At 67.3% G+C, this 19,794-nt stretch carries 16 protein-coding genes; 6 read left to right on the top strand and 10 right to left on the bottom strand.

The annotated features are described in order from the left end of the window. Positions 1 to 111: 111 nt before the first annotated feature. From ccsB to ABL844_RS06260, 3 genes are all read right to left on the bottom strand, one after another. Positions 112 to 1,428 carry a c-type cytochrome biogenesis protein CcsB gene (gene ccsB, locus ABL844_RS06270; RefSeq protein WP_418130780.1) on the bottom strand — a complete coding sequence of 439 codons (1,317 nt, stop codon included), beginning with the start codon at positions 1,426 to 1,428 and terminating at the stop codon, positions 112 to 114. Positions 1,429 to 1,444: 16 nt separating this feature from the next. Then, on the bottom strand, positions 1,445 to 3,607 hold the full coding sequence (locus tag ABL844_RS06265) for a cytochrome c biogenesis protein ResB (protein ID WP_184635064.1): 2,163 nt from the start codon (positions 3,605 to 3,607) through the stop codon (positions 1,445 to 1,447). A gap of 113 nt (positions 3,608 to 3,720) precedes the next feature. Further along, the gene (locus tag ABL844_RS06260; protein WP_176667929.1) at positions 3,721 to 4,395 is read right to left on the bottom strand and encodes a c-type cytochrome; all 675 of its coding nucleotides are present in this window, start codon (positions 4,393 to 4,395) and stop codon (positions 3,721 to 3,723) included. A gap of 72 nt (positions 4,396 to 4,467) precedes the next feature. On the opposite strand from ABL844_RS06260, the gene yihA reads away from it, so the two are divergent. Both yihA and ABL844_RS06250 read left to right on the top strand, forming a co-directional pair. Beyond that, on the top strand, positions 4,468 to 5,217 hold the full coding sequence (yihA, locus tag ABL844_RS06255; protein ID WP_369659459.1) for a ribosome biogenesis GTP-binding protein YihA/YsxC: 750 nt from the start codon (positions 4,468 to 4,470) through the stop codon (positions 5,215 to 5,217). An 88-nt stretch (positions 5,218 to 5,305) separates the two neighbouring features. After that, positions 5,306 to 6,220: an alpha/beta fold hydrolase gene (locus tag ABL844_RS06250; protein ID WP_126022972.1), complete on the top strand. Its 915-nt coding sequence runs from the start codon at positions 5,306 to 5,308 to the stop codon at positions 6,218 to 6,220. Here ABL844_RS06250 and ABL844_RS06245 read toward each other — a convergent pair. Together ABL844_RS06245 and ABL844_RS06240 are read right to left on the bottom strand one after the other, a co-directional pair. Next, on the bottom strand, positions 6,214 to 7,098 hold the full coding sequence (locus tag ABL844_RS06245; RefSeq protein ID WP_184635058.1) for a lipid A biosynthesis acyltransferase: 885 nt from the start codon (positions 7,096 to 7,098) through the stop codon (positions 6,214 to 6,216). The genes ABL844_RS06250 and ABL844_RS06245 overlap by 7 nt on opposite strands. Then, on the bottom strand, positions 7,095 to 7,985 hold the full coding sequence (locus tag ABL844_RS06240; RefSeq protein ID WP_418130779.1) for a lysophospholipid acyltransferase family protein: 891 nt from the start codon (positions 7,983 to 7,985) through the stop codon (positions 7,095 to 7,097). The genes ABL844_RS06245 and ABL844_RS06240 overlap by 4 nt, the downstream gene beginning before the upstream one ends. Before the next feature lie 220 nt (positions 7,986 to 8,205). Here ABL844_RS06240 and metK point away from each other — a divergent pair, with 220 nt between their 5' ends. Beyond that, entirely contained in the window at positions 8,206 to 9,390 is a 1,185-nt protein-coding gene (gene metK / locus ABL844_RS06235; protein WP_126022969.1) for a methionine adenosyltransferase, read from the top strand. Positions 9,391 to 9,414: 24 nt separating this feature from the next. Here metK and ABL844_RS06230 read toward each other — a convergent pair whose 3' ends face one another. The 4 genes from ABL844_RS06230 to ABL844_RS06215 form a co-directional block, all read right to left on the bottom strand. Then, positions 9,415 to 11,574 (bottom strand): TonB-dependent receptor domain-containing protein, encoded by a 2,160-nt coding sequence (locus tag ABL844_RS06230; RefSeq protein WP_418124688.1) that lies wholly within the window; start codon positions 11,572 to 11,574, stop codon positions 9,415 to 9,417. A 63-nt stretch (positions 11,575 to 11,637) separates the two neighbouring features. Beyond that, a complete protein-coding gene (locus ABL844_RS06225) occupies positions 11,638 to 11,850 on the bottom strand; it encodes a hypothetical protein (protein ID WP_184635052.1) in 213 nt (70 codons plus the stop codon). Further along, positions 11,847 to 13,046 carry a PepSY-associated TM helix domain-containing protein gene (locus ABL844_RS06220; RefSeq protein WP_418124687.1) on the bottom strand — a complete coding sequence of 400 codons (1,200 nt, stop codon included), beginning with the start codon at positions 13,044 to 13,046 and terminating at the stop codon, positions 11,847 to 11,849. The genes ABL844_RS06225 and ABL844_RS06220 overlap by 4 nt, the downstream gene beginning before the upstream one ends. Positions 13,047 to 13,075: 29 nt before the next feature. After that, positions 13,076 to 15,190 (bottom strand): TonB-dependent siderophore receptor, encoded by a 2,115-nt coding sequence (locus tag ABL844_RS06215; protein ID WP_418124686.1) that lies wholly within the window; start codon positions 15,188 to 15,190, stop codon positions 13,076 to 13,078. Positions 15,191 to 15,368: 178 nt separating this feature from the next. On the opposite strand from ABL844_RS06215, the gene ABL844_RS06210 reads away from it, so the two are divergent. After that, on the top strand, positions 15,369 to 16,970 hold the full coding sequence (locus ABL844_RS06210) for a phospholipase D family protein (RefSeq protein WP_418124685.1): 1,602 nt from the start codon (positions 15,369 to 15,371) through the stop codon (positions 16,968 to 16,970). Between the two features lie 19 nt (positions 16,971 to 16,989). Here ABL844_RS06210 and ABL844_RS06205 read toward each other — a convergent pair whose 3' ends face one another. Further along, positions 16,990 to 17,907 (bottom strand): LysR family transcriptional regulator, encoded by a 918-nt coding sequence (locus ABL844_RS06205; protein ID WP_418124683.1) that lies wholly within the window; start codon positions 17,905 to 17,907, stop codon positions 16,990 to 16,992. 138 nt (positions 17,908 to 18,045) lie between these two features. Between ABL844_RS06205 and ABL844_RS06200 the strand changes: the two genes are divergently transcribed. Together ABL844_RS06200 and ABL844_RS06195 are read left to right on the top strand one after the other, a co-directional pair. Beyond that, positions 18,046 to 19,314 carry an aromatic ring-hydroxylating dioxygenase subunit alpha gene (locus ABL844_RS06200; protein WP_418130778.1) on the top strand — a complete coding sequence of 423 codons (1,269 nt, stop codon included), beginning with the start codon at positions 18,046 to 18,048 and terminating at the stop codon, positions 19,312 to 19,314. 3 nt (positions 19,315 to 19,317) lie between these two features. Continuing rightward, positions 19,318 to 19,788: an aromatic-ring-hydroxylating dioxygenase subunit beta gene (locus ABL844_RS06195; RefSeq protein ID WP_126022961.1), complete on the top strand. Its 471-nt coding sequence runs from the start codon at positions 19,318 to 19,320 to the stop codon at positions 19,786 to 19,788. Positions 19,789 to 19,794: the final 6 nt, after the last annotated feature.

Genomic DNA, 19,794 nt, shown 5'->3' with positions numbered 1-19,794 from the left:
CTTTCGCGGAATCGTTGTTCTCAGGGTAGTTCGTGGCCAACCCCGATTCGGTTACGCGCCGCCGGGGCGCGTGGTTTCAATAATTCTTCGCGAAAGCCCGCGGGCCTGCACTCACAGGGTGCCGTAGCTGTGCAACCCGCTCAGGAACATGTTCACGCCCAGGAAGGCGAAGGTCGTCACCGCCAGCCCGCCCAGCGCCCACCAGGCCGCCACGGTGCCGCGCAGGCCCTTCACCAGCCGCATGTGCAGCCAGGCCGCGTAGTTGAGCCAGACGATCAGCGCCCAGGTCTCCTTCGGGTCCCAGCTCCAGTAGCCGCCCCAGGCGTCGGCCGCCCACAGGGCGCCCAGCACGGTGGCGATGGTGAAGAAGGCGAAGCCGACGGTGATCGACTTGTACATGACGTCGTCGAGCACCTCGTTGGCCGGCAGGCGCGCGGCGATGCGCTTGCGGCCCAGCAGGATGCCCGCGGCGATCAGCGCCGAAATGCCGGCGTAGATCACCCAGTAGCTGCCGCCGGCTTCCTGCACGCGCTGACGGAACGCCACCGGCACGAAGCACAGCGCCACGCCCAGCAGCCAGATCGGCGTGAGCTTGTACCAGCGCTTCTCGTCCGCCTGTTCCTTGATGAGGTAGGCGAAGGCAACCATGGCCGCGAGCGCGAAGGTGCCATAGCCGATGAAATTGGCCGGCACGTGAAGCTTCATCCACCAGCTCTGCAGGGCCGGCACCAGCGGCTGGATCTCGTGTGCCTCGCGCACGATCGTGTACCAGAGCAGGAAGCCCACCGCCGCGCTGACCACCAGCATCACGAAGGCGCCGAGCGCGCGCGTGCCGTAGCGCTCCTCGAAGTACAGGTAGAAGGCGGCCGTCAGCCAGCAGAACAGCACGAACACCTCGTACAGGTTGCTCACCGGGATGTGGCCGATGTCCGGGCCGAGCTGGTGGCTCTCGTACCAGCGCACCATGGTGCCGATCAGCGCCATCGTCACCGCCGCCCACGCGAGGCGCGAGCCGATGGCGTCGAAGGTGTCTGACTGCCTGCCGCCGAAGAAGCCCAGCCAGTAGAACAGCGTGCTCATGAAGAACAGCACGCTCATCCACAGGATGGCCGACTGGCTCGACAGGAAGTACTTGAGCCAGAACACCGTGTCGGCACGCGCCAGGTCGCCCTGGTACGAGGCGATGGCCAGCAGCGAAGCCGCAGCCACCACGATCGCCAGCACCCGCAGCGGCCGCCAGAACCAGCCGATGGCGATGGTCGCGATCACCGCCGCGGCGAGGATCGGCTTCTCGTAGGAATCCATCGACCCCGCGTAGCGCGCGAAGGCGAAGAGGCCGCCGGCGACCACCAGCGCCGCGAACACCCAGTCGAACAGGTTGCGGCGCGAGAGCCAGCTTTCATTGAGCGTGAGGGTCGTGGTGTTCATGTTGCCTCGTGGGGTCTTATTCGTTCAGGGCGAGCAGCTTGCGTTTGAGATGCTCGAATTCGCGGTCGCTGTCGATGGTCTTGCGATTGACCGAGAAGGCCATCGTGGCGGCCGTCATTGCGGATGCATCGCCTTCGCCGGCCTTGCCATCCGGCGCCAGCCACACCCAGAGGCGGCGCTCGCGCACGTACAGCATGGCAAAAATGCCGACGATCAGCAACAGGCAGCCCAGATAGACGATGTTCTTGCCTGGGGCGCGCGCCACCTGGAACACGCTGGCCTGCACCTGGGTGAAGTCGGTCATCATCATCGCGACCGGCGCCGGGTAGAAGTGCGCGTCGCTGATGGCCAGCACGGCCTGCGTCAGGTAGGCCTGCGACTTCTCGTCGTTGGGCAGCGCGGCCAGGCCGGCGCCTTCGCGGCTCAGGTTCAGCACCTCGAACAGCACGTCGTTGAGGATGCGCACCAGCACCCCGCCGGCGCGCTCGCGCTCGGCCTCGGGCACGTTGGCTTCCATGAATTCGGCGATCGCCTGCCAGCCGCCCACGGTGGTGGCGTCGGCCTTGGCGCGCTCGCTGCCCGCGAACAGCGCCAGTGCGCGCGTGGCGGACACGCGCAGTTGCTCGGCCATTTCGGGACGCTTGGGGTCTGTGGCCTTGGCGATGTAGCGCTCGACGGCACGCTCGCGCGTGGCGGCGTCGCCGAGGGCGGCGCGCATGCGCACGAAGCCGTCCATCGAACCCTGGTCGTCGGCCGGCACGCGCAGGTAGCGGAAGGGCTCCTCGGGCTTCTCGCGCATGCCCAGCAGGAACACCGGCTGGCCGTCGCCGGTATCGACCGGCACCATGTAGTTCTGGTACTCGCGCGCCTGGCCGGCGGCGTCGCGCAGCTTGTAGCCGATGCTCGGGCCGATGTTGCGCAACACCTTCGGCTTGTTGGTCTTGTTGGCTGCCCCCAGGCGCGATTCGATGTCGTGGCGCAGGTCGACCTTGCGCACGTCGGCGCCGCTGCCCATGGCGTTGGCGTCGGCGAAGTTCTCGACGTTGATCACGCGCAGCGCGGCGTATTCGAGCGTGAGCTTGTCCTTGCCGTTGGTGATCTCGGTGCTGGGCCCGCCGATGACGCCTTCCACCTCGAAGGGCTTGGCCGCGGCAGCCATCGGCACCGCCTTGAGCTTCACCTTGGAGCCGCCATCGTCGAAGCTCGACTGGTAGATCTCCACGCCCTTGTAGCTGGCCGGGTGGTTGACCTCGATGCGCGCGGGCACCTGCTCGCCGGTCTCGCGGTCGTGCAGCACCACTTCGCTCGCGAAGAGCTTGGGCATGCCGGTCGAGTAGTAGTCGACGATGAACTTCTTCAGCTCGATGGAGAACGGCAGCTCCTGCAGCAGCACGCCGTCGGACTGGTTCAGGATGGCGACGCTGCCCTGCCCGCCCTCGGGCACGAGGATGTTGCCGCGGAAGGTCGGGTTGCTCGCCGACAGCCGGTGCTGCGGCGGCACGTCGGCGATCATGCCGCCGCCGGTGAATACGCTCTTGCCGTTGAACCAGGTCTGCGCGCGCACCACCAGGTCGCCGTCGAGCAGGCCGCCGATGCACACCAGCACGATGGCGCTGTGGGCGGCGATGTAGCCCAGCTTGTGGGCGCCGCCGGCACGCGCCGCGACCATCCAGCCCGCGGCCTGCCTGCCGTCGCCAGTTGCCTCGCGCTGCTGCAGCTTGACCTTCCAGCCGCCGCTCACCAGCAGTTGCCCGATCCGGTTGGCGGCGACGTCCGGCGTTTCACCGAGACGGTTCTCGGCGCGCTGGCCGAAGGCCTTGAGGCTCTGAGCGCGGATGTCTTCCTTGAAGGTCCTGAGGTCGACCAGGATGCGCGGCGTGTTGCGCACGATGCACAGCGTGGTGCTGATCACCAGGAACAGCAGGATCAGCAGGAACCACCAGGCGCTGTAGATCGAGTCGAGCCGCGCGGTGCGGAAGAGCTCGGCCCAGAACGGGCCGAACTGGTTGATGTAGTTGTTGATCGGCTCGTGCTGCTTGAGCACCGTACCGATGATCGACGCGATGCAGATGATCGTGAGCAGCGCGATCGCGAAGCGCATCGACGACAGCAGTTCCACCGCGGCGCGAAGCATCTGCGGTCCGCGATGAACGCGAAGGCCATGGGTGGAGACGGACATCGGGCGAGAGTAGGAAGAGAAAAAAACAAAAAGGCGGGCCATCCTGCTGGATCGGCCCGCCCTTTGTTTGGGGTTGTTATCGGCGGCTGGTCACGCTCCAGGGAGCGCCATCATCAACGCAAACCGGCAATGTAGTCGGCGACCGCCTTGATTTCCCTGTCGTTGAGCTTGGCGGCGACGCCGGTCATGGGCAGGCTGTTCAGGCGGACGTTGTCGCGGAAGGCCGTGAGCTGGGCCACGGTGTAGTCGGCGTTCTGGCCGCCCAGGCGCGGGTACTGGGCCGGGATGCCGGCGCCGTTGGGGCTGTGGCAGCCGGCGCAGGCCGGGATCTGGCGGTCGCCGATGCCGCCGCGGTAGATCTTCTCGCCCAGGGCGATGGTGTCCTTGTCCTTCGAGAAGCCCGGCTTGACCTTCTTCGAGCCGACGAACCAGGCGATGTTGCGCATGTCTTCTTCCGACAGCGCCGAGGCCAGCGGCTTCATGATCGCGCTCTTGCGGGCGCCGGACTTGAAGTCCTGCAGCTGCTTGAGGATGTATTCGGGGTGTTGCTGCGCCAGCTTCGGGTTGGCGGCGATGGCGGAGTTGCCGTCGGCGTTGTGGCAGGAGGCGCAGCTCTGGCTGTTTGCCGGCGTTGCGTTGAAGAGCGCATCCCCCTTGGCGGGGTCCGGCTTGGCCGGCTTGGCGGCCGCCGGGGCGGCAGGAGCGGCCGCGTGTTCATCGGCTGCAAAACTCACGCTGGATGCGATGCCCACGAGGGCCGCAAGCACAATATTGGCAAACAACTTCATATCGGGGGCTTCGAATTTATGGCGCAAAACCTCACGATTCTACAATGTGGGCCCTGTTTCGAAAGTCCGTAGATGCCCTCCCCGCGCGCCAAGCCCGCCGCCTATCCTCCCCGCGCGGCGCCCGCCGCAGACCCCAAGGTTGCCGAACGCGAACGCATGGCGCTGGGCTGGCTGCACACCGCCCATTTCCTCACCAGCGCGCCCCAGCTGGAGCATCTGCCACCTTTCGACCTGCCCGAGATCGCCTTCGTCGGCCGCTCCAACGCGGGCAAGTCGACCGCCATCAACACCCTCACGCAGCAGACGCGCCTGGCCTTCGCCTCCAAGACGCCCGGCCGCACGCAGCACATCAACCTGTTCGGCATCGGCAAGCAGAAGGTCGATGACGCGGTGCTCGCCGACCTGCCCGGCTACGGCTACGCGGCCGTGCCGCGCGAGGCCAAGCTGCGCTGGCAGCGGGTGATGGGCAACTACCTGATGACGCGCGAGAACCTGCGCGGCGTGGTGCTCATGTGCGATCCGCGCCACGGTCTGACCGAGCTCGACGAGATCCTGCTCGACGTGATCCGCCCGCGCGTGCAGCAGGGCCTGAAGTTCCTCGTGCTGCTCACCAAGGCCGACAAGCTCACCCGCAGCGAGGGCGCCAAGGTGCTGTCCATTACGCGACTGCAGGCCGGTGGCGGCGAGGTGAAACTGTTCTCGGCCCTGAAGAAGCAGGGCGTGGGCGAGGCGGCGCAGCTGCTGTGGCGTTGGGTGCACCCCGAAGACGCCCAGGCACCGGCCGCCGGCCCCGAGCCGACGCCACCACCGGAAGACGCCTGATACGCAACAGGCTGTACCGATCGTCCCATCTGCGAAGTTCACTATCAAAACAATAGCGACACCAGTCAACCCGAAGGAGACAAGAAGCATGATCGAGACATTCCAGCGCAGCCTGCCCAACGGCACCACTCTGAGTTGCCGCGCCGCCGGCCAGCCGGGCCGGCCGCTGATGGTGTTCCTCCACGGATTCCCCGAGGCCGCGTTCATCTGGGACGAACTGCTCGAGTACTTCGCCGACCCGGCCCACGGCGGCTACCGCTGCGTAGCGCCCAACCTGCGCGGCTTCGAGAAGTCGAGCTCGCCCACCGACGTGGCTGCCTACAAGGCGCCCCTGCTGATCCAGGACATCCAGCAGCTCGCCGCCACCGAGAGCGCCGACGGCACCATGGCCGCGCTGGTCGCCCACGACTGGGGCGGCGCCTTCGGCTGGGGCTATGCCAATGCCTTCCCGCAGCAGGTCGGGCGCCTGGTCATCATCAATTCGCCGCACCCGGGCACCTTCACCCGCGAACTGCGCAACAACCCGGCGCAGCAGCAGGCAAGCGCCTACATGAACTTCCTCGCGCGCCCCGACGCCGAGGCGCTGCTCGCGGCCGACGACTTCAAGCGCATGTGGCCCTTCTTCCTGCTGATGAAGGCCGGCCCCGACGGCTTCGGCTGGCTCACCGAGGAAGTGAAGCAGCAGTATCGCGAAGTCTGGAGCGCGGGCCTCACGGGCGCCTGCAACCTCTACCGCGTGACGCCGATGAAGCCGCCGCTGCCCGGCCAGACCGTCGACGGCATCCCCGTGCTGCCGCGCGAGCGCCTGGTGGTGGAAGTGCCGACCTTCGTGTTCTGGGCGCTCGACGACGCCGCGCTGCTGCCCGGCCTGCTCGAAGGACTCGACGAGTACGTGCCGAAGCTGGAGATCAAGAAGGTGCCGAACGCGACCCACTGGATCGTGCACGAGCAGCCGCAGTTGGTTGCGCGCGAGATCGAGGGATTCCTGCAGCGGAATCAGTAGATCGGCGGCTCGCCTTCGGGCCGCGTCTTGAAGCGGCGGTGCACCCAGTAATACTGGGACGGCATCGTGTCGATGTAGCCCTGCAGCCGCTCGTTCATGAGCGCAGTGTCGGCCTCGACGTCGTCGGTCGGGAAGTTCTGCCAGGTCGGCAGGATCTCGATTTCATAGCCCTCGCGCGTGAGCTTCGACACCACCGGCACCACCTTGGCCTTGCCCAGCCGCGCGAAGCGCGACAGCGACGGCACGGTGGCCGCCTGCACGCCGTAGAAGGGCACGAAGATGGTCTGGTCGCGGCCGAAGTCCATGTCGGGCAGCAGGTACAGCAGGCCGCCCTTGCGCAGGCCCTGCAGCACCGGCTTGATGCCGTCCACCCGGTTGAGCGCCGCCACGTCGCCGAAGCGGGTGCGGCCCTCGCGGATCCAGGCGTCGATCATCGGATCGCGCTGCGTCGTGTAGATCGTGGCCGAGGGGCGCGCGGTGTGCATGGTGAGCGCGGTGGCCGCCGCGTCGAGGCCGTAGAAGTGCGGCGCGAAGAGGATCATCGGCGCATCGCCCTCGGCGATCTCGCGGATCTCCGAGGCCGCGCCCACTACCTTGAGCCGGCTCGCCACAGTCTTCTCTGGCGCATGCCAGAGCCAGCCACGATCGAGCCAGGACTGCGCCACGTAGACGAATGTCTCGCGCGCGATGGCGCGCCGCTCGGCTTCCGACTTGTCGGGGAAGCAGACCGCCAGGTTGGTGTCGACCACGCGCCGCCGTGGCACCGCCACGGTGTGCAGGATGCGCCCGAGGAACGCGCCGAAACCGCGCACCACGGGCAGCGGCAGCGGCGCGATCACGCGCATGAAGCCGATGCCGAGTCGGGAACCGAGGCTCATGCAGCTTCCCCTGCGGCGGCGACCACGCGCTCGGCGCGCGGTTCCTTGTAGCGGGCGTAGTCCCAGACGTACTGGCCCGGCAGGCTGTGGATGAGGCGGCCGATGGCATCGTTCATCGCGGCAGCGGCATCCTCGATGGGAGCGGACGGGTCGGTCAGCGCGGTGCCGACGATGGGCTCGAAGCGGATCACGTAGCCCGCGCCACGCGGCAGGCGTTCGCACACGCTCAAAAAGCAGGCCGCGCCGGTCTGCTGCGCGAGTCGGGGAAGAAGGGTCATGGTGTAGGCGGGCCGGCCGAGGAAGGGCGCCCACACGCCCTGCCCCAGCGGAGGCACCTGGTCGGGCAGGATGCCGGTGTAGCCGCCGCTGCGCAGCGTGCGGATCAGGCCGCGCACGCCGGTGTTGTTGGTGGGCAGGGTCTGCAGGCCGGGCCGGTCGCGCGAGCCGGCAGCGATCAGGTCGGCCATCCATTTCTTGCGCGCGGGGCGAAACAGCGCGGTGATCGGCCCGTAGGTCAACAGAAAGCGCTCGCCGATGGCCTGGCCGCACATCTCCCAGCTGCCGAGATGCGGCGCGACCAGGATCACGCCCTTCTTCGCCTGCATGGCCGCCTCGAAGGCTTCGACGCCTTCCCAGCGCACCACGCGGTTCAGCACGGTCTGTCCATGCGGACGCAGCCAGAGCCATGGCAGCTCGGACGCCATCTTGCCGGCGGCGGCGATGGCCGGGCGGTATTGCTCGGGGCCGAAGCCCGCGCTCTCGGCATTGGCCTTGAAGCGGCGGCGATAGCCGGGTGCGCTCCACCAGACCAGCCAGCCCAGCAATGCACCGAACCGATGCATCAGCGGCATCGGCACGCGGGCAAGCAGGCGGAACAGGGTGATCATCGAATACGGGAGGGAGTCAAAACACGGACGCGCGCGCATGGTATTGCGCGGCTCGAATAGAATGCAAATTGTCGCCGAGTTACGGAACAACTTGCAGGGCGACAAACACAAGCGCAGCAATGCGATTGTGCCGGGCCGAGAAATCGGCATCTGCTAAAGCGTTCGCCAGAGCTCCGCAGAGTTGGCAACGCGCCAAGTCAAATCAAGGAGTTTTGAACAAATGGCGAACGACTTCCTCTTCACGTCCGAATCCGTCTCCGAAGGCCACCCCGACAAGGTCGCCGACCAGATCTCGGACGCCATCCTGGACGCGATCTTCGAGCAGGACCCCCGCAGCCGCGTGGCCGCCGAGACGCTGACGAACACCGGCCTGGTCGTGCTGGCCGGCGAGATCACCACCAACGCGCACGTCGACTACATCCAGGTCGCGCGCGACACCATCAAGCGTATCGGCTACGACAACACCGACTACGGCATCGACTACAAGGGCTGCGCCGTGATGGTCTGCTACGACAAGCAGTCCAACGACATCGCCCAGGGCGTGGACCACGCGAGCGACGACCACCTGAACACCGGCGCCGGCGACCAGGGCCTGATGTTCGGCTACGCCTGCGACGAAACGCCCGAGCTGATGCCCGCGCCCATCTACTACGCGCACCGCCTCGTCGAGCGCCAGGCCCAGCTGCGCAAGGACGGCCGCCTGCCTTTCCTGCGTCCCGACGCCAAGAGCCAGGTGACGATGCGTTATGTCGATGGCAAGCCCCACAGCATCGACACCGTGGTGCTCTCCACCCAGCACAGCCCCGACCAGAGCGAGACGCCCACCAAGATGAAGGCATCGTTCAACGAAGCCATCATCGAGGAGATCATCAAGCCGGTGCTGCCCAAGGAGTGGCTGAAGGACACGCGCTACCTGATCAACCCGACCGGCCGCTTCGTCATCGGCGGCCCGCAGGGCGACTGCGGCCTCACCGGCCGCAAGATCATCGTCGACACCTACGGCGGCGCCTGCCCGCACGGCGGCGGCGCGTTCTCGGGCAAGGACCCGTCGAAGGTCGACCGCTCGGCCGCCTACGCCGCGCGCTACGTCGCCAAGAACATCGTGGCCGCCGGCCTGGCGCGCCAGTGCCAGATCCAGGTGGCCTACGCCATCGGCGTGGCACAGCCGATGAACATCACGGTCTACACCGAAGGCACGGGCGTCATCCCCGACGAGAAGATCGCCGAACTGGTGCGCGAGCATTTCGACCTGCGTCCGAAGGGCATCATCCAGATGCTCGACCTGCTGCGCCCGATCTACCAGAAGACCGCCGCCTACGGCCACTTCGGCCGCGAGGAGCCCGAGTTCACCTGGGAAGCGACCACCCAGGCCGCCGCACTGCGCGCGGCAGCCGGCCTCAAGTAAGCAAGAGAAAAAGATGGTGGGGCGTCAGAAGCGGTAGGCGCCGCTCAGCCCCACCGTCCAGTTGCGGCCCGGCGCCGGCTCGTAGTAGCGGCCGTTGCCTTCGTTGACGATCACCGAGCCCACGTAGCGCCGGTCGAACAGGTTGTCGACGCGCGCGAAGGCGTTGAACTCCCAGCGCTCCCACTTCTTCAGGTAGCCCGCATACACCGCCGCCACGGCGTAGCCCGGCGCGCTCGCCGTGTTGGCGTCGTTGGCCTGGATGCGCCCGAGCGCGCGCATCTCGATGCCGGCGCGCCAGCCCTCGGGCGGCACCCAGCCCAGCGACGCGAACAGCGACTGCCGCGCGATGCCAGGAATGCGGTTGCCCGCAGCCACGGTGTTCGCGGTGCCGCACGGAGACGGCGAGCAGAAAGCGTCGCGATAGGTCGCGTCCAGCCACGTGTAGGCCAGTTGCGTGCGCCAGTGGTTCGCTGTCTCGTGCTGCCAGCCCAGTTCGAGGCCGTTGCGCTTCGTGCGGCCCGCGTTCTGGAAGGTGGCGCGGCCGCCGACGTTGGTGTCGGTCACGATCTCGTCGCGCGTGCGGGTCTGGAACAGCGCTGCCGTGAGCAGGCCGCCGGCGAGCCGCGCCTTGGCGCCGATCTCGATGCTGTCGTTGACCGACGGGCGCAGTGCGAAATTGAGGCCGCTCGCGCCGTTGGCGCGGTAGGAAAGCTCGTTCAGCGTCGGCGTCTCGAAGCCGCGCCCGATGGAGCCGTACAGCGCCAGGTCCTGCGTCGCCTGGTAGCGCAGCGAGGCTACCGGCAGGGTCTTGCTGTAGCGCGCGCTGCCGCTGTCGTCGCGGTTGGTGCCGACGATGTAGCGGTCCTGCGAGTCGAAGTGCACGCTGCTGCGGCGCACGCCAGCCTCGAGCGTCCAGCGGTCGGTGAGCCGCCATGTGGCCTGCGCGTACGGGTCGAGGTTCCATGCCTCGTTGAGCTCGTTGCGCCGCAGCCGTCCCCGCACGCCGAGCACGGGAGCCGACACCGGCCCGAGGTAGTTCTCGTAGCCCCGGCGCTTTTCGCGCAGGCTGTCGTAGCCCAGGCCGGCCACGATGTCGAAGGGCCGGCCGGCCAGGGTGAGCGCGGCGTTCCAGCGCAGGTCGACACCGCCGTACTGGCGCGAAAGATCGATCACGCCGCCCGCGTGCAGCGGGTTCTGCTGCGCAGACGGCGGGATCGACTGGAACTGCACGGTCTTGCGCTGGCCGCCGTAGACCATGAGCCGCAGCCCCTGCGTGGCGTCGATGCGGTGCTCGTAGAGCAGGCCGGCCTGCGTCTGCTCGACCGTCTTGCGCGTGTCGTACTGCGTGGCCAGCGGCGCGTTGCGCGGCGCCAGGGCGTACTGGTCGGCGGTGAGGCCCAGCGGGTCCTGCGCGGCTATGCGCACGCTGTTGAACACCAGCGTGAGCCTGTCGCCGTTGTCCAGCGCGATGCCGAGCTTGCCGTTGGCGATGTCGCGCTTCGCGGCGCTGTGCTCGCGCCAGCCATCGGTGTGGAAGCGGCTCGCGTCGAGCAGGTAATCCACCGCGCCCTGCGATCCGCTGAGCTTCAACGACTGCCGCCAGGTGCCGAAGCTGCCGCCCGCGAGCGAATACGACAGGCGCGGCGGCCCCTCGCCCGAGGCGGTGAAGGCCTGCACCACGCCGCCTGAGGAGTTGCCATAGAGGGCGGAGAACGGTCCGCGCAGCACTTCGACGCGGTCCAGCGAGCCGATGTCGATGTTCGATGTCTGGCCCTGCCCGTCGGGCAGGGTCGCGGGGATGCCGTCGACGTAGAGGCGCACGCCGCGCACGCCGAAGGTCGAGCGCGCACCGAAGCCGCGGATGGAAAGCTGCAGGTCCTGCGCGTAGTTCAGCCGGTTCTGCACCTGCAGGCCCGGCACCGCGCCGAGGCCTTCGGACAGGTTGACCTGCAGGCGGCTGTCGCGCATCTCGTCGCCATCGACGCGGTCGACCGAGCCGGGCACGTTGAAGGGTGCGACCTCGCCTCGGGGAACGGATACGGTGATCTCGCGCAGGCTCGGGGCGTTGCTGCCGGGGCCCGGGCCGGCGGCGGGCTGATCCTGCTGCGCCCGCGCGGCCGGCGGCGCGGCGAGCAGAAGGAGGAGGCCGGCGGCGGTGAAGGCAACGGGCGCGAGGTTCTTCATCGCGCCGATTCTGCTTTGGCGCGCCGGCCGCGCGTGTCGCGGTGGCGCGACTCTCAGGGAAAACTAGGACTCGCTGGCCTTCTCGGCCCGCTTCCTGCACCAGCCGTACCAGACGCACACCACGCACGGGATGCCCAGCGCGATCCAGGCCAGGACGTCGCCCAGGCCGCCGTCGCTGAAGAGCGCCGAGATCAGGCCGAAGGTGGTGAGCACGCCCAGCACGATGGGCCAGCCCCACATCTGCCAGAAGCCGTGATGATGGTGCTGCGGCTTCATGCCTGCGCCTTCATCGCCGGTGCCGGCTCGGGTTGCGAGACGCCGACGTGCTCGGGCTTGCTCTCTTCATGTTCCAGCACCTTCCTCGAGGCCGCCGGCGCGGTGTTGCCGCGCTTGAGCCACAGGTACAGGCCGCTGCCCAGTACGATGATGGTCGCGATGTCGAGCAGTGCCCAGATGATCTGCATCGGCATGCCGCCGTAGTCGCCGAAGTGCAGCGGCTGCGACACCAGCAGCGCCCACAGGTACCAGGGCAGCTTGGGCGATGCGGTCACCTCCGCCGTCTTGGCGTCGACCAGTACCGGCTGGAAGAGCTTCGACGTGAATGGTTCGTTGCCGCGCAGGAAGAAGGTCGTGTGGTGCGGGCTCGAGAACGACGTGCCGGGGAACGCGATGAACGACAGCTTCATGCCGGGCGTCGCCTGGATCGCGGCTTCCATCGAGCGCTGCACCGAGGCGCGGTCGTTCACCGCCACGACGGGCTCGTTCTTGTAGGGCGTCAGCAGCGCGCTGAGCTGGTCGTACTGCCAGTACTTGATGACCAAGTCGGCCCAGGTGTTGATCATGCCGGTGGCGCCCACCACGAACACCCACACCAGCGTGACGATGCCCAGCAGGTTGTGCAGGTCGAGCCATTTCAGGCGCGGACGCTTCTCGCGCCGCACCGTGCCGAAGTCGAGCTTGCGCATGAAGGGCGAATACAGCACCACGCCCGAGACCACGGCCACCAGCAGCAGCAGGCCCATGAACCCGAGGAACAGCTTGCCCGGCAGACCCGCGAAGAGGTCGACGTGCAGCTTGAACATCACGTACATGAAGCCCTCGTCGAACTTGGGCTGCGCGAGCACCTCGCCCGTGCGCGCGTCGACCGCGACCGACTTGAAGTCGTCCGTGGGCGCCGGCGTGGGCGTGAGCGTGACGAACCACAGGCCGTCATCGTCCTCGGGCTGCGAGGCGAACTGCACCACGCGGTCGGGGTGCCTGGCCTTCGCGACCTCGAGCACGCGGTCGAGGCTGACGCGCGGCGTGTCCGCCGGCATCTTCGGCGCCTCGACCTCGGTGCCCAGCAGGTGGCCGATCTCGTGGTGGAAGATCAGCGGCAGCCCGGTGATGCACAGCAGCAGCATGAAGACGGTGCACACGAGGCTGCTCCACTTGTGCACCCAGGCCCAGGTCTTGATCTTTCTGCTGTTCATGTCGTGGCTGTTCTATCGAGGAAGGGGTTCTAGAAACGGTAGGTCGCGCTGGCGACGATGTTGCGGCGCGCGCCGTACCAGCAGTCGCCGCGCGCGAGGCAGGTGCTGAAGTAGGTCTTGTCGGTGGCGTTGTTGATGTTCAGGGCGTAGCGCCACTTGGCCGACTCGTAGGCGAGCATCAGGTCGAGCAGTGCGACCGAAGGCACGTAGGGCCCCGCACCCGCGCCTTCCACATCGCGGAAGCCGCTCATGTAGCGCACGCCGGCGCCGGCCGAGAAGCCCGGCACGCCCGCGATCGAGAAGCGGTACTTGCCCCACACCGACACCTGGTTGCGCGGCGTGTCGGTGAGCTTGTGGTCGACGTCGATGTAGGTGTAGTTGGCGATGAGATCGAAGTCGCGCGCCAGGGTGGTCTTGAGCTCGAACTCCACGCCCTTGTTCTTCGTCGCGTCGACCTGCCGGCCATAGTTCGGATTGGTGCTGTCGAAGACGGTACGGTTCTTTTCCTTTAGCGAGTACACCGAGGCAGTGAAGCTCGTGGGCGAGCCCTGGGGCTGGTACTTGACGCCGGCTTCCACCTGTTCGCCGCGCAACGGCTTCAACAGCTTGCCGTCGGCGTCGGTGCCTGCCTGCGGGGTGAAGGATTCGGTGTAGCTCAGGTAAGGCGACAAGCCGGAGGGCAGCGCGTACATCACGCCCAGGCGGCGCGAAGTGGCGCTCGTCGTTTCAGAAGCACTGCCCGCCGTGCCGGCGGTGCTGCGGTCATGGCGCAGCCCGGCAACGAAGATCCAGTTGTTCCACTTCATCTGGTCCTGCACGTAGATGCCGGCATTGCGCTGCGTGGTGCGGGGCTTGCGCGTCAACTCGGTGACCGGCACGTAGCCGAGGCCGTAGACCGGTGCATAGGCGTCGATGGTGCTGTAGACCGAGCCTTCGGTCTTGTCCTGGCGCTGGCGGGAGTACTCGGCCCCCACGAGCAGCGTGTGGCGCACCGCGCCGGTGTCGAAATGGCCTTCGACGTGGTTGTCGATGCCGGCCATGCTGGTCCAGGCCAGCGACTTGTCGTTGTAGCGGCCGAGCAGGCGCTGGCCGACCGGGTCGAGCGACCAGCCGCCGGGCTCGGAGAACGAATCGGCGTAGTGGTAGTGCGAGTCGTTGAAGGTGCGCGACGCGCGGAAGTTCTGCCGGAAGGTCCACCGGTCGCCGAACTTGTGCTCGAACAGCCAGCCGAAGGTCTTGCGCTCGGTGTCGTAGCCGTCGCCCGGCTCGCCGATGAAGCGGCTCGACGGCAGCGGGCCGTTGACGTTCGGCAGGATCGTGCCCTGCCACGGGAAGAACTGCGAGGTGCTGCCGGTCTTGTCCTTCTGCCACAGGGCCTGCAGCGTCAGCGACGTGGCGGCGTTCGGCCGCCAGGTGAGCGACGGCATGATGAGGGAGCGGTCGTCGGGAACATGGTCGACCTGCGTGTCGGACTTGCGGTGCAGCGCCACCAGCCGGTACGACCAGTCGCCGTCCGCCGTCAGGGGGCCGGTCAGGTCGGCCTGGATCTGCTTGCGGCCGAAGGAGCCGAACTGCACGCCGACCTCGCGGTAGGCCTCCTGCTGGGGCCGCTTGCTGACCATGTTGACCACGCCGCCCGCGGTGCCCGCTCCGAAGAGCATCCCGGAGGGCCCGCGCAGCACTTCGAGGCGCTCCAGGGTGTAGGGGTCGGGCCGCGCGGTGGCGGTGTACCAGCCGGAGGAGTAGGTCTGCAGGCCGTCGAGGTAGATGGTCGGGTCGCTGCCGCGCACGGAGAAACTGTCAGAACGGGAATCGATGCCGTAGGCGTCGGAACGCACGCCCGCGGCGTAGGTGAGCGCGTCCTGCAGGTTGGTCGCGCCCTGGTCGACCATCTGGTCGCGCGTGACCACCGTGACGGACTGCGGCGTCTCGGCAAGCGGCGTGTCGGTCTTGGTGGCAGTGACGGCGTTCTTCGCTCGGTAGCCGATAACGGGCGTGGTCGCCGTCTCGGCCCCGGCATCGACCCGCACTTCCGGCAGCGAGGCTGCATTCGTCGTCTGGGCCAGCACCTGATGCTGTGTGTAGACCGCCAGGCATCCCGCCAGCACTGATGCGACCCTGCGCCGCGCCACCAACCTCTTCATTCCCGCTCCGCTCCTCTACAAATTAATAAGAACGATTCGCATTTTATGCGTGACAAATTTCCGCCTTCCCGAATCACCGCCTTGGATGAAGGGCGTTGCGTTGCGAAATTGCGTCTTCTGCGCGAAGGCGAAACGGCTACGATGCCGCCCGCACGCTCACCGTGCGTTGGCAGCCTTCATGCTCAAGCTCATCGCCCTTCTGTTTCCCGCATCGCGCGGTCCGGCTCTGCGGCTGATGGCGCTCGTGGCGGTCGCCGCGCTCACCGGCTGCGCCGGCCTGCCGCCGCGCACGCCCGAGCCGCCCACGCTGGCCATCCCCGCCTCGCCGGTCACCGAACTGGGCCGCGCGGCCATCAGCCTCAACACCCCGCCCGACGGCCTTAGCAGCATGCGGCCGCTGATCGAGGCCTCCTTCGCGCTCGACGCGCGGCTCGAGCTGATGCGACGTGCGAAGTCGTCGCTCGACATCCAGACCTACCAGCTCGGCAACGACAAGACCGGCCGCCTGCTGCTTCGCGAGATGCGCAACGCCGCCCGCCGCGGCGTGCGCGTGCGGCTGCTGCTCGACGACTTCTACACGGCAGGCATGGACCGCCTGCTGCTCGGCCTCGCAGCCGAGCCCAACGTCGAGGTGCGGCTCTTCAACCCCTTCGTGAATGCGCGCGACCATTCCTCCGGGCGCTGGCTGGAGTTCTTCTCCGACTTCCGCCGGCTCAACCACCGCATGCACAACAAGCTGTTCGTGGCCGACGGTGCCATGGCCATCGCGGGTGGCCGCAACCTCGCGGACGAGTACTTCCTGCGCAGCGAGAGCGCCAACTTCATCGATTTCGAGTTGCTCCTGGCCGGCCCCGTGGTGCCCGAATCCGCCGCCATCTTCGACACCTACTGGAACAGCGACGTGGTCTACCCGCTGCAGCGGGTGGCCGGTACCAGCCGCACGCCGCAGGCGCTGAAGGCCGATTTCGAGGAAGCGACTTCCCCCGCCCACGCGCCGCCGCCCGACCCGCTGCCGTTTTCCGACCTGCTCGGCGATCCGCCGCTGGGCGCGCAGCTTGCCGACATCGACGAGGCGAAATGGATGCGCGCCGAGGCCCACGCCTCCGCGGACAGCCCCAACAAGGCGCTGGGCGTGATGGCCCACCCGGTCGAGCCGCTCGCGCAGCGCTTCCACGAGATGCTGGCCACGGCCCGTTCGAGCGTGGTCGTGATCTCGCCCTACTTCATTCCGGGCGACGAGGGCATGGAGCGCATCCGCATGGGCCGCGAGCATGGCGTGAACATCACCGTCATCACCAACTCGCTGGCCGACAGCGACGAGCCGCTGGTCAACATCAACTACAACCGCTACCGCGTCGACATGCTCAAGCTCGGCGTGAACCTGTACGAGGTGAGCACGCAGCAGTTGAAGCGCAGCGACCAGTTCCGCACCCTGCTCAAGAAGGCGCGCGGGCGGCTGCATGCCAAGCTGGCGCTGGTCGACCGGCAATGGGTGCTGCTCGGCTCCATGAACCTCGACCCGCGCTCCGCCCGCCTGAACACCGAGTTCGGCGTGCGCGTGCGCAGCTTCGACCTGACCCAGGCCCTGCTCTTCGCCTACCAGCTCGACGACATCGAGGGCGTGTACCGCGTCACCCTCAAGCCCGACGGCCAGAGCGTGCAGTGGGTCGGTACCGGCGACGTCGACAACGAGGTGCTGGACAGCGAACCCGACTCGAGCATGCTGACCCGGCTGCAGCTGCTGCTTTTCTCGTGGTTCGTACCCACCGACCAGCTGTAGCAGCGGCGAAGCCCGCTCCTCAGCCCGACCCGCCCTCGCCATAGAGCCCGATGATCAGCGAGCGCAGCCACGCGATGGCTGGGTCCTTGTGGAAGCGGCCGTGCCAGAACAGGTTGATCGCGATCTCCGGCAGCTTCGCCGGATGCCGCACGTAGGACAGGTCGAAGGGCCCCGCCAGTGCCTGCGCGAGTCTCTCGGGCACGGTTGCGACGAGGTCGGAGTCGTGCAGGATGTGCCCCACGGCCACGTAGTGCGGCACGGTCAGCACCACCTTGCGCGTGATCTTCTTGCGGTCGAGGAATTCGTCTGCCTTGCCGTGGCCCGTGCCGTCCGAAACCACCACGACGTGATCGGCGGCGGAGAAGTCGTCGAGCGCCACCTTCTTCCTGCCGTCCAGCGGATGGCCGCGCCTGAACATGCACACATAGTTCTGCCTGAAGAGCCTGCGCTGGAAGTAGCCCGCCTTCAGCTGCGGCAGCAGGCCGATCGCGAGGCTGACGTGGCCGGCCTCCATCTCGTCCTGCAGGTTCACCGCCGTGTTGCGCACGGTGCTCAGCGACACGTTGGGCGCGACGCGCGCGATCTCCTTCATCAGCCTGGGCAGGAAGTAGATCTCGCCGATGTCCGTCATGCCGACGGTGAAGGCGCGCTTCGACGTGGCCGGATCGAACGAGGCCTTCTGGTTCATCGCCGCGTGGATGACCTGCAGCGCGCGCGCCGTCGGCTCCGCGAGCTGCTGCGCATAGGGCGTGGGCTCCATGCCGTTGGGCGTGCGCAGGAAGAGCGGATCGTCGGTGAGCTTGCGCAGCCGCGCCAGCGCGTTGCTCACGCCCGGCTGTGAGAGACCGAGGCTGCTGGCCACCTTGGAAACCCGGCGGTCGACGAGCAGCTGCTGGAAGACGACCAGGAGGTTGAGATCGATGTCCTTCAGCTCCATCGCCGGCCTCTCACATTCTTGAAATCAATATGAACTATTGATCACATTCTATTGAGCGATGACGCCCGAATGCGGATCATCGACGCACCCACGAGAGACGAACGCCGCCCTCCACCGGACGGCCAAGGAGACACAAGAATGGACGACACCGCATCGGCGGTCTTCCCCCAGAAGATCCACTGGGAGAGCCAGGGCACCAGCCGCATCCCCTTCATGGCCTACACCGAGGCCGACCTGCACCGCCAGGAGCTGGAGCGCTTCTTCTATCGCAACCACTGGAGCTACGTCGGCCTGGAGGCCGAGATTCCCGCTGTCGGCGACTTCAAGCGCACGGTGGTGGGCGAGCGCTCGGTGATCATGGTGCGCGATGCGGAAGACTCCATCAGCGTGGTCGAGAACGTGTGCGCCCATCGCGGCATGCAGTTCTGCCGCGAGCGGCACGGCAACCGCAAGGAAGGCGGCTTCACCTGCCCCTACCACCAGTGGAACTACACGCTCACCGGCGACCTGCAGGGCGTGCCCTTCCGCCGCGGCGTGAAGCAGGACGGCAAGGTCAACGGCGGCATGCCGGCCGACTTCAAGCCGGCCGAGCACGGCCTCAACAAGCTCAATGTGGCGCGGCGCGGCGGCGTGGTCTTCGCGGCCTTCGACCCCGAGGTCGAATCGCTCGAGGACTTCATGGGCCCGGAGATCCTCGGCTACTTCGACCGGCTCTTCAACGGCCGCAAGCTCACCATCCTCGGCTACAACCGCCAGCGCATTCCGGGCAACTGGAAGCTCATGCAGGAGAACATCAAGGACCCGTACCACCCGGGCCTGCTGCACACCTGGTTCGTGACCTTCGGGCTCTGGCGCGCGGACAACAAGTCGGAGCTGAAGATGGACCGGCACCACCGCCACGCCGCCATGATCTCCACGCGCGGCGCGAGCGGCAAGGCAGACCAGGTGACCCAGGTGTCGAGCTTCAAGGAAAGCATGCAGCTCAACGACCCGCGCTTCCTCGACATCGTGCCCGAGCCCTGGTGGGGCGGGCCGACGGCGGTGATGATGACGCTCTTCCCGAGCGTGATCCTGCAACAGCAGGTCAACAGCGTCTCGACGCGGCACATCCAGCCCAGCGGCCCCGGTGCCTTCGACTTCGTGTGGACGCACTTCGGCTTCGAGGACGACACGGAAGAGATGACGCAGCGCCGCCTGCGCCAGGCCAACCTCTTCGGCCCCGCGGGCTTCGTGTCGGCCGACGACGGCGAGGTGATCGAGCTCTCGCAGAAAGGCTTCGAGCAGAAGCCTTTTCACCGCACGCTCGCCGAGCTCGGCGGCCGCGAGGTCGGCGACACGGACCACATGGTCACGGAGACGCTGATCCGGGGCATGTACGAGTACTGGCGCAAGGTGATGGAGGCTTGAGCGATGGACTTCCAGGAATACTTCGAGCTTTCGCAGCTCTACGCCCGCTACGCCCAGGCCGTGAGCTCCAGCCAGTGGGAACTGTGGCCAGAGTTCTTCACGGAAGACTGTGTCTACCGGCTGCAGCCGCGCGAGAACCACGAGCGCGGCTTTCCTCTCGCCACGCTTTCCTTCGAGAGCAAGGGCATGCTGAAGGACCGTGTGTACGGCATTCGCGAGACCCTCTTCCACGACCCGTACTACCAGCGCCACGTGGTGGGCGCGCCGGTGGTGCTGAAGGCCGAACCCGGGCGCATCGAGTCGGAGGCCAACTACGCCGTCTTCCGCACCAAGCTCTCGGAGCTTTCGAGCGTCTTCAGCGTGGGCCGCTACATCGACGTGGTGGTGCGCACCGAGGAGGGCCTGAAATTCGCCTCGCGCCAGGTCATCTACGACAGCGAAATGATCCCGAACTCCGTCATCTATCCGATCTGAGGACCG

Origin of the sequence: Variovorax sp. 278MFTsu5.1, from assembly GCF_048305045.1 — a bacterium.
In the GTDB taxonomy this organism is placed as follows: Bacteria; Pseudomonadota; Gammaproteobacteria; order Burkholderiales; family Burkholderiaceae_C; genus Variovorax; species Variovorax guangxiensis.
The sequence above is the reverse complement of the archived record's forward strand: the minus strand, read 5'-3'. Positions and strand labels throughout refer to the sequence as shown.

What these genes read in the sequence shown, in the direction of transcription:
- ABL844_RS06260 (WP_176667929.1), bottom strand. Translation starts at nt 4,395, where the DNA reads ATGAAGTTGTTTGCCAATATTGTGCTTGCGGCCCTCGTGGGCATCGCA.
- yihA (WP_369659459.1), top strand. Translation starts at nt 4,468, where the DNA reads ATGCCCTCCCCGCGCGCCAAGCCCGCCGCCTATCCTCCCCGCGCGGCG.
- ABL844_RS06265 (WP_184635064.1), bottom strand. Translation starts at nt 3,607, where the DNA reads ATGTCCGTCTCCACCCATGGCCTTCGCGTTCATCGCGGACCGCAGATG.
- ABL844_RS06205 (WP_418124683.1), bottom strand. Translation starts at nt 17,907, where the DNA reads ATGGAGCTGAAGGACATCGATCTCAACCTCCTGGTCGTCTTCCAGCAG.
- ABL844_RS06230 (WP_418124688.1), bottom strand. Translation starts at nt 11,574, where the DNA reads ATGAAGAACCTCGCGCCCGTTGCCTTCACCGCCGCCGGCCTCCTCCTT.
- ABL844_RS06245 (WP_184635058.1), bottom strand. Translation starts at nt 7,098, where the DNA reads ATGAGCCTCGGTTCCCGACTCGGCATCGGCTTCATGCGCGTGATCGCG.
- ABL844_RS06210 (WP_418124685.1), top strand. Translation starts at nt 15,369, where the DNA reads ATGCTCAAGCTCATCGCCCTTCTGTTTCCCGCATCGCGCGGTCCGGCT.
- ABL844_RS06240 (WP_418130779.1), bottom strand. Translation starts at nt 7,985, where the DNA reads ATGATCACCCTGTTCCGCCTGCTTGCCCGCGTGCCGATGCCGCTGATG.
- ABL844_RS06200 (WP_418130778.1), top strand. Translation starts at nt 18,046, where the DNA reads ATGGACGACACCGCATCGGCGGTCTTCCCCCAGAAGATCCACTGGGAG.
- ABL844_RS06215 (WP_418124686.1), bottom strand. Translation starts at nt 15,190, where the DNA reads ATGAAGAGGTTGGTGGCGCGGCGCAGGGTCGCATCAGTGCTGGCGGGA.
- metK (WP_126022969.1), top strand. Translation starts at nt 8,206, where the DNA reads ATGGCGAACGACTTCCTCTTCACGTCCGAATCCGTCTCCGAAGGCCAC.
- ccsB (WP_418130780.1), bottom strand. Translation starts at nt 1,428, where the DNA reads ATGAACACCACGACCCTCACGCTCAATGAAAGCTGGCTCTCGCGCCGC.
- ABL844_RS06225 (WP_184635052.1), bottom strand. Translation starts at nt 11,850, where the DNA reads ATGAAGCCGCAGCACCATCATCACGGCTTCTGGCAGATGTGGGGCTGG.
- ABL844_RS06195 (WP_126022961.1), top strand. Translation starts at nt 19,318, where the DNA reads ATGGACTTCCAGGAATACTTCGAGCTTTCGCAGCTCTACGCCCGCTAC.
- ABL844_RS06220 (WP_418124687.1), bottom strand. Translation starts at nt 13,046, where the DNA reads ATGAACAGCAGAAAGATCAAGACCTGGGCCTGGGTGCACAAGTGGAGC.
- ABL844_RS06250 (WP_126022972.1), top strand. Translation starts at nt 5,306, where the DNA reads ATGATCGAGACATTCCAGCGCAGCCTGCCCAACGGCACCACTCTGAGT.